The sequence below is a fragment of the Streptomyces sp. NPDC054847 genome (genome assembly GCF_053610925.1).
In genome coordinates, this window is record NZ_JBSGZJ010000247.1 from 1 (window position 1) to 10,509 (window position 10,509).

A 10,509-nucleotide genomic window follows, 5' to 3' on the forward strand; every position below is an offset into this window, starting at 1 on the left:
ATCCTGGATCGGCGGGGGCACGGACATGTACCGCGCTCGTCAGCGGACCGTGACCTGCTCCGGTTCCGCGTCCGGCCGGACCGGGGAGCGGTCCGGGCCGAGCATGATGAACCGCGACAGGACGAACGTCAGCGGGATGGCCGCGGCCGCCGCGAGCAGCGGCGCAAAGGTGCTGCCGAAGTGCAGCACGTCGACGAGGAGGTACACCCCGCCGGTCGTCACCACGAAGTTCGCCGCGTTGGTGAGCGGGAACAGCAGGAACTTCCGCCACGTCGGCCGGGTGCGGTACGTGAAGTACGAGGTCAGGAAGAACGACCCGACCATGGACAGCAGGAAGGCGACGACGTGGGCCGCCACGTACGGCAGGACGGTGAGCAGGGCCAGGTACAGGCCGTAGTACGTCCCGGTGTTCACCAGCCCGACCAGGCCGAACCTGACGATCTGGCCCCGTACCGTCATTTCCCTACCAGTTCCCCCGCGCGCCTGTTCCCGTCACCGTCCCGCCGGCCGTCCTCCTGTCGGGGAAGGCCGGCGTTGGTCGCCTTCACCAGGAAGTGCGGCCGCCGCTTCACCTCGTAGTAGATGCGTCCGACGTACTCGCCGACCACACCCAGCATCAGCATCTGCACGCCGGCGAGCGCGATGACCGCCACGAGCAGGGTGACATATCCGGGGGTGTCCACGCCGTTCGCCAGGGCGACACCGACGATCCAGGCGGCATACACCATCGCGACGGCGAGCAGCAGCATTCCAAGATAGATCGCGGCCCGCAACGGTTTGTTGTTGAAGGACAGCAGCCCGTCGAGACCGTAATTGAGGAGCTTTCCGAAGCTCCATTTGGAGCGGCCCTGCTCGCGCACCGCGTTCTCGTACTCGAATGTCGTGGTGCGGAATCCGACCCAGGCGAAAATGCCCTTGGAGAAACGGTTGTACTCGGTCAGCTCCAGCACCGCGTCGACGGTGCGCCGGGACAGCAGCCGGAAATCGCCGACGCCGTCCACGAGTTGCACGTCGACCAGCCGGTTGATCAGCCAGTAGTAGGCGCGCGCCGTAACGGTGCGGGAGACCCGGTCGCCCTTGCGGGTGCGCTTGGCGATGACCTGGTCGAAGCCCTCCTCGTACAGCTGGAGCATGCGGCGCACGAGCTCCGGCGGATGCTGGAGGTCGGCGTCCATGATGACGACCGCGTCCCCCTCGGCGTGCCGGAGGCCGGCGAGCATCGCCGCCTCCTTGCCGAAGTTGCGGCTGAAGGAGACGTAACGGGTACGGGAGTCGGCCTCGGCGATCCCCTGGAGGAGATCGAGCGTCCGGTCCTGGCTTCCGTCGTCCACGTAGACCAGCTCGAATTCCTGCCCGAGCAGGTCAAGTTCGGCGGTCACATGGTCATGGAAGCGGCCGATGATCTCCTCTTCGTTGAAGCACGGGACAACTATCGAGATCAGCACCAGAGAACAACATCCGTCCTGAATGTCGCAGACGGGGTCACGACATGGCGCACAGGCGACCTTTCGGTGAACTGGTCGCCCCTCAAGGTGATTTCACGATCACTACTGGCATATTCGACACATCATGTGGACTCTGCCCTCCGCGCGCGGCCGTGCTGCCGGTCTCGCCGCGCTCATCACCGCCGGCACCGTGTGCGCCGGTGACGCCGTCGCCCGCAGCTTTCCCTTCGGGCCGCACACGCGCAGCGTGAACGACCTCGGCAACCAGTTCGTCCCGTTCCACACCCGGCTGTGGGATCTGCTGCACGGGCGCGCGGACGGCGGAGTGCTGCTCAACTGGCAGTCCGGGTACGGCACAAGCTTCCTGCCCGACCTCGGCACCTACCTGGCGAGCCCGTTCTCGGTGCTCGTCGGGCTGTTCCCTCGCGACGAGATCGACCTGGCCGTCTACGTGGTCACCCTCCTCAAGATGGCGGCGGCCGCTGCGGCCATGACCTGGCTGCTCACGGCGATCCACCGGGGCACGGACCGAAGATGGGCGGCCGCCGTCCTCGGCGCCTCGTACGCCCTGTGCGGCTGGTCGGTCGTCGAGGCCTCGTACAACCCGATGTGGCTGGACGGCCTGATCGCCTTCCCGCTGCTGTGTCTCGTCGGCGAATGGGCCCGCCGTCGCAGGAGGCCCGTGCTGGGCCCCGTGATCGTCGCGCTGGCGTGGACCGCGAACTTCTACACCGCCTACATGGCGACCCTGGGCGCCGCACTGGTCCTCCTCCTGCGGCTGCTCCTGGAGGAGCCGGAGCGCCGGGAGCGGATACGGGCCCTGCTCCGCGCGGTGCGGGCCGTGCTGCTCGGCACAGCGCTCGCGGCGCCCGTGCTCGTCCCCGTCTTCCTCGGCACCCGGCACGCCTATCCCGGATGGAAGCGGGAGTTCGCGGCGGCCTCCTGGGCGGACGCGTCCGCACGTCTGCTGCCCGCCACCTACAGCTTCTTCACCCCTGCGCTGTTCCTCGGCACGGGCGCGCTGCTGCTGGCCTGCGCGCTGGCCTTCCACCGCGCGGTGCCCGGACGCGAACGGCTGGCCTGGGCGGGCCTGGTGGCGGCGGTGGCGCTGTCGCTTCAATGGGCCCCCACGCATCTGCTGTGGCACGCCTTCGCGACGCCCAACGGCAGCCCCTACCGGCAGACCTTCGTGCTCGCCGGTGTGATCGTCATCGCGGCGTGGACCACCGTCGCCCGTGCCTGGCCCGGCCGGCGGGCCCTGTTCGGCGGTGGCGCCCTGCTCCTCGCGATCGCCGCCGCCGCGTCCTGGAGCCCCCTGGTCACCCGGTGGACGTACCCGCTGTTCGCCGCCGGGCTGCTCGCCGTCGTGGGCGGGCTGCTGCTCGCCCGCCGCGGCGGGCGAGCAGTACCGCTCGCCGCCGTCCTGCTGATCGGCGCCCTGGCGGGCCAGGCCGCGGCGACCACCGCCTACGCGGACCGCCAGCGCCTGAACCGCCTCGACGACTACGCGCCCTGGGGAACGCGCCAGCAGGTGCAGGCGGACGCCGTCCAAGAGGCCGACGGCTGGCCCCGTTACCGCACGGACCCCGGCCGCGAGCAGACCACCGCCAACGACCCGATGGCCGTCGGCGGCCAGGGGGCCGCCTACTACAGCAGCCACACGCCCGCCGTGCTGACGCGCACGTTCCTCGCCCTCGGGAGCGGCTGGACCTCGGGCGGCCGTGCGATGCACAGCCTCGACAATCCCGTCACCGACGCGGTCTTCTCCGTCGGCGCCCGCGTCCACGTGCCCCGCGACCCGCACCAGGGCTGGACCAGGCCCGACGACAGGCCCACGACGGTGACCCGGCAGGAGGTCCCGCCGCTGGTGACCGTGCGGCCGGTCCTCCCGGACGGCCCGCGCCTCGGCCGCTCCCCGTACCGCAACCAGGAGAAGCTGCTCGGCTCGGCCGTCTACACGGTGCCCGCGACCCGGCTGCGCACCGAGGCGGGGGCGGCCGTCCCCGACCAGGACCGCTTCGACCACCGGCTGGCGCCCGGCCGCTACACCCTGACGGCCCGCTGCCCCGCGGGCAGCGAGCTCTTCCTGTGGGCGCCGGACTTGTTCGGCACGGCCCGTGCCGGGGCGGGCGAACTCGTCGACTTCCGCGGCGAACTCCCGGGACGGCGCGCCGCGATGGCCGGTCTCGGACGGACCGGCGACGGGCAGGTGACCGTGTCCCTGCGGGCCGCGCGGGCCGGGACCCTGCCCCACGAGGCGCTCGGTTGTCTCGACCGGCAACGGCTGGCCGCGGCGGTCGGGCGGCTGCGGAGCAGCGGCGCGGTGTCCGTCGACGTCGGCGGCAGCGGTGTCCGCGCCGAACTCCCCGCCGGTCCGGGCGGAACGGCCGTGCTCGCGGCGCCCCGGATCGCGGGCTGGAGCTGCGGGGGACGGCCGGCGGACTCGTACCTGGGCCTGGTGGCGACGCCCGTGGCCGCCGGGCAGACGTCCGTGGAGTGCTCGTTCCGGCCACCGGGGCTGCGGGCGGGCACGCTCGTGGCGGTGGCCGGCCTGATCGGGCTGATCGTCGTCGGCCCCGGCCGCCCGATGCTTTCCCGTTCGCGTCGCCGGGGGGACACCAAGACTTCATCTGCCTAGCACTGGAGCTTGGTGGGCCCGGGGGTTGTTCACGCGTACGTTCCCGGGCATGCCCATTCTCCGCAACCGTCTGACGAAGCGCGCCCTGCGTCCCGCCCTCACCCTGCTCGACCAGCGTGTGAGACGTGGCGTGCAGCCCGACCTCGACACCTTGCGGCGGGAGGTGGCCGAGATGCGGCGGCAGCAGTACGCGGTGGGCTTGCTGCTCGACGGCACGGGCAGAGGCGCGCACCGCATCCCGCCCGCCGCGGAGATCGACCGGCTGGTGCGCGAGGTGGGGGACGTCAGCGGCCGCGGCGAGCACGCCCGGCGCAGTGTCGTCGTCGCCTTCCGCACGGTGGTCGCGCTGGAGGCGCTCGGGGTGGGGCGGCTGGCGGGCTCCACGTCCAACATCTGCGGCAAGCTCGCGACCGTTCCGCTGCTCTCCCCGCCGAACGGCAGCATCCTCGAGATCGGCACCCTGTACGGGCTGTTCGCCTCCGCCCTGGTGCGCATGGTGCACCGGGCGGGCATCGAGCCGGACCTGACGATCGTCGACCCGCTGGCCGGCTCACAGCTCCAGCCGGGGACCTCGCAGCCCGCCGACCCGACCGGGACCCCGGTGCGCGAGGACGTCGTACGCGCCAACCTGGCGCTGGGCGGCAGCCGTTCTGCCCTCCAGGCCCGTATCCAGCAGGGCTTCTCGTCCGACCCCGAGGTCCGTGAGGCCGTCTCCGACCGGGAATACGGGGTGATCGTCGTGGACGGCGACCACTCCATGGAGGGTGTCGCCGCCGACCTCGAATGGGTCGAGGAGATCATCGCCCCGGGCGGGATCGTGGTCCTCGACGACTACGGCGACAAGGCCTGGCCCGGTGTCCAGGAGGCACTGGACAAGCATCTTGCCGCCGGCACGTCCCGGCTGCGGATGCTGGGGCGGGTGTCCACCTCGGCGTTCCTGCGGGCGGACTGAGCCGGCGCCGGCCGCCGAAACCTGTCCGGCCCGCCCGTCAGCCCATGCGGAACTGCTGCTGGCGCTCCAGCGCCCGCCGCACCTCGGCCGGCAGGGGATGGTAGGGGCCGTACGCGCGCTCCGCGTCGTACAGCAGCGACTGGAACTGCTGGTGCGCCGCCGTGTGATCGCCCACCGCGAGCAGCAGGTGGCCGATGCGGTGGCGCACCTGGAGCGCGCGGTCCGGCTCCGAGCTCTCGTAGTACGGCAGGACCGCGCGGTACTCGGCCACCGCGGGGGCCGCCTCGCCGAGCTGCTCCAGGCAGTGGGCCGCGTCGTAGCGGTACTGCAGCGTCTGGGAGTCCGACGGTCCGGCCTCCGCCGTCCTGTCGTCGGCGAGGCGGCGCAGCTCGGGCAGGGCCCGGCGGTACTGGCCGTCGTCCATCAGGGTCGCCGCGTACTGCTTGCGCAGGATGCGGACGACGGGTGAGTGCTCGCCGTGCTCGGCCGCCGCGGCCGGGAGGATGCCGCCCAGGATGTCGACGGCCTGGGTGATGCCGCCCTCGCCGAGGAGACGCTTGACCTCGTCGACGGCGGCCGCGACATCGGGCCTCGGCGCGGGCGCCACCGGCGGCGCGGCGGGGGCAGGCACGGCACCCGCCCGGTCCGGCCAGGGGGCGTGCGGGCGCAGGAAGGGGCGCGTCGGGTCGAGCGGCCCACGGGGCTCGCCGCGTTGCGGCAGCAGGGGGGCCAGCGCCTCGTACACCTCCTGTGCGCCGGAAGGACGGTGCTGCGGGTCCTTGGCGAGAAGGCGCAGCACGAGGGACTCCAGCGGCTCGGGGACCTCGGGCCGCAGCTGCCGGACCGGCAGCGGCGGCTCGTGGAGGTGCCGGTGCAGCACGCCGAGGGCCGTGGAGCCGGCGAAGGGGACGTTGCCGCTGAGGAGTTCGTGCAGCAGGACGCCCAGCGCGTACAGGTCCGTGTACGGGCCGACGGCGCCGCCCATCGCCTGTTCGGGGGCCATGTAGGCGGGGCTGCCGATCGGCGAGCCGGTGTGGGTGAGCCGGGTGGTGTCCGTGTCGATGACGGAGGCCACGCCGAGGTCGAGGACGGTGAGCGTGCCGTCGGGCTTCACCATCACGTTGCGGGGCTTGAGGTCCCGGTGGACGATCGGCACGGCGTGCACCGCGCCGAGCACCGCGCACAGCTGCGCGGCGACGCCGACGGCCCACTCCCACGGATACGGGTCGTGCTCCGCGAGGTGGTCGGCCAGGTCGGCGCCCTCGACGTACTGCATCACGAGGTACAGGTCGTCGCCGTCGCTGCCGGCGTCGTGCACGGTGACCAGGCCGGGGTGGCACACCTGGGCCGTCACCCGGCACTCGCGCACGAAGCGCCGGCGCATCTCGTCGGCCGCGGTCGCCGCGGCCATGTGGTCGGGGCGCAGCAGTTTGACGGCGACGCGGCGGTCGAGACGTCCGTCGTAGGCGGTCCACACCTGGCCCATGCCGCCCTGGCCGACGAGCGCGGACAGTTCGTAACGGCCCCCGACGACCCGTCCGTTCACTTGCCCTCTTCCTTGCGGAGCAGGTCGCTGAGCTCGTCGAGCTCGGCGCGGACCTGGTCGATGCGTGGCGTGGCCGCTCCTCCGGTTCCTGCCGGGGCCGCGGGCCGTCCGGCGGCCCCGGACGGGGCGGGGGGCGGGAACACCGGTGGCGGCGTGGACGGGGACGTGGGCGGCCGCACGGGAGCGGCCGGCGCCGCCGGCGCGGGCGGGTAGCCGTACGCCGGGGCCGGCGGCTGCGCCCCGTAGGGTCCGGGACGCGCACCCGCGACCGGCGGGCCGTAGGGCGAGCCGGCGACGGCGGGCGACCAGCCGGGGCGGGGCTCCTGGTAGTGCCGTATCTCGGCGACCAGATAGTGCGTCGGCACCCCGATGGCGAGCCCGAACAGCACGCCCAGGCAGACGAAGTCGAGCGCCGTCGGATCCTCGTCCGCGACGGGCGTGGTGCCCGTGGTGCTGAACTCGCCGATGACCACGAAGACCATGACGGTGAGGGCCAGCGACAGCCAGAACAGCACCCAGTCCGACCGGCGCCGGCGCACCACGGCGAGCCGGAGCATCGCCGCCCAGGCGAGGAACCCCACGCTCAGCAGCGCGAGCGCGACGAAGACGATGCGCAGGACCACGAGCACCGCTGTCGGTGGGCGCGTGGGCTGCGGCGGCGCATAGCCGTGGCCGTGCATTCTTGTGCTCCTGATGCCTGGGGACGAGGCGTAGGGGACCGAGCGTATACACCGACACCGACAAGGGGTCACGGGTTGTACGGAACGGTCGTCCTCTTCGTCACTCCGGCCGGAGGCTGCCGTCCGTCAATCCGTCGTACATGCCCTGGACGAGCCGCTCGCCGAGGGCGCCCGCGAGGCGGAGCGCGTCCTCGAACGCGGCGAGCGTGCGGAACCGCTCCCCGTAGCGCCGCTGCTCCTCGAGCGGCAGGCGCGGCAGTTGGAGGCGGCGGACGTCGAGGCGGGTCGCGGTGGAGGCGTAACTGCTGGCCTGGCGCTGGTTGGCGCTGCCGCGCAGGAAGCCGGCGAGGAACCAGGGGTCGAGCGTTTCCGGGTCGGGGCGCAGCAGTTGGAGGTTGCGCCCGAGGGCCGCGCCCTCGGTGGCCTCGTCCACGACGCGGACGATCGTGCCGGTGCCGAGCACGGGAACGACGACGTCGCCCGCCTCGAGGCGCACCGGCTCCTCGTCCGGTCCGTCCGGAAGCGTGCCCGTGGGGGGCTTGCCCGACAGGACGTCCTGCTCGGTGAGGACCGCCACGTCCTCGCCCGGTGCGCCGCCGCCGGTCCCTCCGGCGTGCATGACGAGCGCGCCGGCCCGCGCCAGTTCGCCCACGGTGGTGGCCGGCCGGTGGACGGGCGCGGCGGCCGGCGACACCGGCGGGGACGGTGGCGGCGTGAGCTCACCGGTGCGGCGCAGAGTCTGTGTCAGGCGTTCGCGTACGGCGTCCAGTCCGGCGGCGCCGCCACCGGCGGCCGGGGGTGGCAGATGGCGGGCGGGGGCCAGGTCCACGTCGTCGTCGAGCAGTTCGATGACCGGGACGCACCGGCTCACGCCAGGGGTCTCGGTCACGGATCCCTGCCGCTCGAACGGCTGCCAGGCATCGAGCACCGCGGCGCGGATGGCCTGCCAGTCGAGCCGGTCGCGGCCCGCCGCTGCCGGCTCCGCGGTGGCGGTGTCGACCAGCAGCAGTTCCGGTGACGGGCGTTCGGCGGGGCCGGGCCTGCGCAGCACCCACAGGTGGAGCGGGATGCCGTAGGGGGGCGCGGCCCCCGCCGGGAGGGCGACGACGGCCCGCAGCGCGCCGCGGCGCAGTAGTCCGGCGCGGACGCGGCGCCCGGACCGGCGGGAGGCGGCGGCCGGGGGCATCAGCAGTACGGCGGTGCCGCCGGGGCGCAGCCGGGCGAGCGCGTGCTGCACCCAGGCCAGTTCGGACTCGGTGCGGGCGGGCAGGCCGTACTCCCACCTCGGGTCGTAGGCCAGTTCGTCGTGGCCCCAGTTGCGCTCGTTGAAGGGCGGATGGCACAGGACGGCGTCCGCGGCGAGCTCCGGGAACGCGTCCGCCCGCAGCGCGTCGCCTGCCGCTGCCCGTACGTCGGCGTCCGTGTGCAGGGCGAGACGCAGGGCGGTGAGCGCGGCCAGGTCGGGGTCGGCCTCCTGGGCGTGGAGCGCGCCGGGACGGTCGACGGCGCGCAGGAGGGTGCCGGTGCCGGAGGCGGGGTCGAGGACGGTCGCCGCGGGCCCGATCAACGCTGCCATCAGCGCGGCCGGTTCGGCCGGCGTGAGCGTGTACTGGCGGGGGTTGGCGTCGAGATGCCGCCCGAGCAGGAACTCGAAGGCCTGACGGGCACCGGTCTCCGCGGCGAGCGCGGCGGCGCCCCGCAGCAGCGGCACGGAGGGCGCGAGCTCTTCGGGGAGCGGCGTCCCTACGGCCCGCGGGGCGCCGAAGCGGAAGGTCAGCACCTCTTCGAGCGCGCCGGGCAGCACCTCCGCCAGGCGGGCGTCGGACACGGCGGCGAGAGCGGGCCAGCCGGACGGCCGGTGATGGACGAGGAGAAGTGCGCAGCCGGCGTGGACCAGGGCGGTGACGGCGCCGGCGGGGTGGGCGGACAGCTGCTGCCAGACCCGTTCACGGAGGGGTACCTCGGCCAGTTTCCCCTGGTCGCGCAGCCAGCGCTCGACGTCGGCGAGGGCGAAGGAGGGGCTGGTCTCCGTCCCTCCGACGGGCTTGGGAAAATCGGCGTGCCGGCGGCGCCAGTTGCTCACGGCGGCTCGACCGACGCCTGCGAGCCTGGCGATCTCGGCCGCGGTCACCTCTGCCGCGGTCACCTCGGCTGACGTCACCTCTGCTGCCGTCCCGTCTGCTGCGGTCACCTCTGCTGCGTTGTCCGGCACCCGGCTGTCTCCCCCGTCACAGTTCCGCTTGCTGTGTCGGCACTGTACTCGGGTTCACTGTCACAGGGCGCTTCACACGGCGAGATTTAAGAACAGACCACTTCCTTGTTGACTCGGTTCACAGGCTCTGCTGTTATTGACCCATGCAGAACGGGCCACGGAAGATCGGGCCCGCCACAAACAATGGGGGGGACCCATGTCGCAGTACACCCAGCCGCAACCTGGCCAGTTCGCAGCGCCGACCCCGGCGCGCAACGGCCTCGGTACGGCCGCCCTGGTGCTCGGAATCATCGGCCTTGTCTTCGCGATCATCCCGTTCCTGTTCTGGATCGGCACGATCCTCTGCCTGATCGCACTGATCCTCGGCATCGTCGGCCGGGGCCGCGCCAAGCGCGGCGAGGCCACGAACAAGGGCGTCGCCCTCGCCGGCACCGTGCTGGGCCTGCTCGGGATCGTCGTCAGCGTGATCATCGGAATCGTCACGGTGATGGCGGTGGACGACGCGGTCGACGAGATCAACAAGGCCGTCGAGAACACCGCGCCCAAGGACACCACCGCCGGTGGCACCGACGGTGCGGCGGAGGGTGACGCGCCGAAGGAGGAGGGCAAGTCCCTCGCCGCGGACGAGACCTCCGTCTACGACGACGACGTGCAGGTCACCGTCTCCGCGCCGAAGCCGTACACGCCCGGCGAGTTCGCGATCGGCCACACCAAGGGCAACAAGGCCTACCAGGTGACGATCACCATCGAGAACGCCGGCAAGGAGAAGTTCGACACGAGCCTCGTCACCGCCGACGCCCGCGCCGGCAAGGACGGTGTGACCGCCGAGCAGATCTTCGACGACAAGGCGGGCACCGGCTTCGAGGGCACGATCCTGCCCGGCAAGAAGGCCACGGTCACGTTCGCCTTCGACGCCCCCGCCGACGCGAAGAACCTGACGGTCGAGGTCTCCCCGGGCTTCGACTACGACGCCTCGCAGTGGGAGCTGACCCTCTGACACCCGCGGCAGACGCGGCACGCACAAGGAGCCGGGAGC

Annotated in this window: 8 protein-coding genes; 3 read left to right on the top strand and 5 right to left on the bottom strand. The window is 72.8% G+C overall.

What is annotated here, in order from left to right; all coding sequences use genetic code 11:
• Nucleotides 1-39 precede the first annotated feature (39 nt).
• Nucleotides 40-459, bottom strand: a complete 420-nt coding sequence (locus ACWGH4_RS22445) for a GtrA family protein (protein ID WP_453463636.1) — start codon at nucleotides 457-459, stop codon at nucleotides 40-42.
• Nucleotides 456-1,445 carry a glycosyltransferase gene (locus tag ACWGH4_RS22450; RefSeq protein WP_441266994.1) on the bottom strand — a complete coding sequence of 330 codons (990 nt, stop codon included), beginning with the start codon at nucleotides 1,443-1,445 and terminating at the stop codon, nucleotides 456-458. Before ACWGH4_RS22450 ends, ACWGH4_RS22445 begins: the two co-directional genes overlap by 4 nt.
• Nucleotides 1,446-1,569: 124 nt before the next feature.
• Between ACWGH4_RS22450 and ACWGH4_RS22455 the strand changes: the two genes are divergently transcribed.
• Nucleotides 1,570-4,083 carry a YfhO family protein gene (locus tag ACWGH4_RS22455; protein ID WP_453463639.1) on the top strand — a complete coding sequence of 838 codons (2,514 nt, stop codon included), beginning with the start codon at nucleotides 1,570-1,572 and terminating at the stop codon, nucleotides 4,081-4,083.
• A gap of 49 nt (nucleotides 4,084-4,132) precedes the next feature.
• Complete coding sequence (locus ACWGH4_RS22460) at nucleotides 4,133-5,035, top strand: class I SAM-dependent methyltransferase (RefSeq protein ID WP_453463642.1); 903 nt, start codon at nucleotides 4,133-4,135, stop codon at nucleotides 5,033-5,035.
• Nucleotides 5,036-5,072: 37 nt separating this feature from the next.
• Here ACWGH4_RS22460 and ACWGH4_RS22465 read toward each other — a convergent pair whose 3' ends face one another.
• The 3 genes from ACWGH4_RS22465 to ACWGH4_RS22475 all read right to left on the bottom strand — a co-directional run bounded on the left by ACWGH4_RS22465 (nucleotide 5,073) and on the right by ACWGH4_RS22475 (nucleotide 9,392).
• Entirely contained in the window at nucleotides 5,073-6,581 is a 1,509-nt protein-coding gene (locus ACWGH4_RS22465; protein ID WP_453463644.1) for a protein kinase domain-containing protein, read from the bottom strand.
• On the bottom strand, nucleotides 6,578-7,261 hold the full coding sequence (locus ACWGH4_RS22470; RefSeq protein WP_453463647.1) for a hypothetical protein: 684 nt from the start codon (nucleotides 7,259-7,261) through the stop codon (nucleotides 6,578-6,580). The genes ACWGH4_RS22465 and ACWGH4_RS22470 overlap by 4 nt, the downstream gene beginning before the upstream one ends.
• Nucleotides 7,262-7,361: 100 nt before the next feature.
• Nucleotides 7,362-9,392, bottom strand: a complete 2,031-nt coding sequence (locus ACWGH4_RS22475; protein WP_453463650.1) for an N-6 DNA methylase — start codon at nucleotides 9,390-9,392, stop codon at nucleotides 7,362-7,364.
• A gap of 277 nt (nucleotides 9,393-9,669) precedes the next feature.
• On the opposite strand from ACWGH4_RS22475, the gene ACWGH4_RS22480 reads away from it, so the two are divergent.
• Nucleotides 9,670-10,470, top strand: a complete 801-nt coding sequence (locus tag ACWGH4_RS22480) for a DUF4190 domain-containing protein (protein WP_441266989.1) — start codon at nucleotides 9,670-9,672, stop codon at nucleotides 10,468-10,470.
• The last annotated feature ends 39 nt before the right edge of the window (nucleotides 10,471-10,509 follow it).

What these genes read in the sequence shown, in the direction of transcription:
- ACWGH4_RS22480 (WP_441266989.1), top strand. Translation starts at nt 9,670, where the DNA reads ATGTCGCAGTACACCCAGCCGCAACCTGGCCAGTTCGCAGCGCCGACC.
- ACWGH4_RS22470 (WP_453463647.1), bottom strand. Translation starts at nt 7,261, where the DNA reads ATGCACGGCCACGGCTATGCGCCGCCGCAGCCCACGCGCCCACCGACA.
- ACWGH4_RS22445 (WP_453463636.1), bottom strand. Translation starts at nt 459, where the DNA reads ATGACGGTACGGGGCCAGATCGTCAGGTTCGGCCTGGTCGGGCTGGTG.
- ACWGH4_RS22460 (WP_453463642.1), top strand. Translation starts at nt 4,133, where the DNA reads ATGCCCATTCTCCGCAACCGTCTGACGAAGCGCGCCCTGCGTCCCGCC.
- ACWGH4_RS22455 (WP_453463639.1), top strand. Translation starts at nt 1,570, where the DNA reads ATGTGGACTCTGCCCTCCGCGCGCGGCCGTGCTGCCGGTCTCGCCGCG.